The 1,078-nt window shown below is 48.9% G+C and carries 1 protein-coding gene; it reads left to right on the plus strand.

The features are described 5' to 3' along the window. The coding region (locus tag KH813_RS06810) for an NADH-ubiquinone oxidoreductase-F iron-sulfur binding region domain-containing protein (RefSeq protein WP_303994579.1) at nt 1–867 on the plus strand (867 nt) is incomplete at its 5' end. Nucleotides 868–1,078 lie beyond the last annotated feature (211 nt).

Consider the following 1,078-nt stretch of genomic DNA (forward strand, 5'->3'; position numbering starts at 1 on the left):
CAGGGATTATTTGCCAAACCAACAGTATTGAATAATGTGGAGACTTTCGCCAATGTCCCGATGATAATTAGCGAAGGGGCCGAGTGGTTTAAGAGCATCGGACCGGATAACAGCCCGGGTACGAAGGCATTTGCCCTGACAGGAAGCGTAAAGCATACCGGGCTGATTGAGGTTCCGATGGGGACAACCTTGCGCGAAGTTATCTATGATATCGGCGGAGGAATCAAAGGCGATGGAGTGTTCAAAGCAGTGCAGATTGGCGGACCGTCCGGCGGATGTCTGGTTACAAGGCATCTGGATGTCAATCTGGATTTTGATTCTCTTAAGAAGATGGGAGCAATGATCGGTTCCGGCGGTCTGGTTGTCATGGATGACCACACTTGTATGGTGGAGGTTGCCCGGTTCTTTATGAATTTTACGCAGAATGAGAGCTGTGGAAAATGTGTGCCGTGCAGGGAAGGTACCAAGCGGATGCTGGAGATTCTGGAGCGGATCGTGGCAGGCAACGGAAAACTGGAAGATCTGGATCTTCTGGAGGAACTGGCAAATATGATTACAGAGACAGCTCTTTGCGGTCTCGGGAAGAGTGCGGCTCTGCCTGTTGTGAGTACATTGAAATTGTTCCGGGATGAGTATGTGGAGCATGTGGTGGATAAGAAGTGCGTTTCTCATACTTGTACTGCACTTAGAAGATACATTATCAGTCCGGAGCGCTGCAAGGGATGTTCCAAGTGCGCAAGAAACTGTCCGGTGGGAGCGATCAGCGGAAGAATCAAAGAACCGTTTGTAATTGACAATGACAAGTGCATCAAGTGCGGAGCGTGTGAGAGTTCCTGTGCGTTTGGTGCCATTCATATAGAAGAGTAGGAGGCAGAAGATATGGGATATATGACAATTAATAACAGACGGGTAGCATTTACAGATGAGAAAAATGTCCTTTCTGTAATCCGAAAATCAGGAATTGATCTTCCTACGTTCTGAATCGAACCGGTACGGTTGTTTCCAACCGACGGATTTTAAGTCCGTTGCGTCTGCCTGTTCCGCCACCCCGGCATGGGTAACGATTGTGGAGGCGGCA

The organism is Negativicoccus succinicivorans (genome assembly GCF_018373335.1).
Classification (GTDB): Bacteria; Bacillota; Negativicutes; order Veillonellales; family Negativicoccaceae; genus Negativicoccus; species Negativicoccus succinicivorans_A.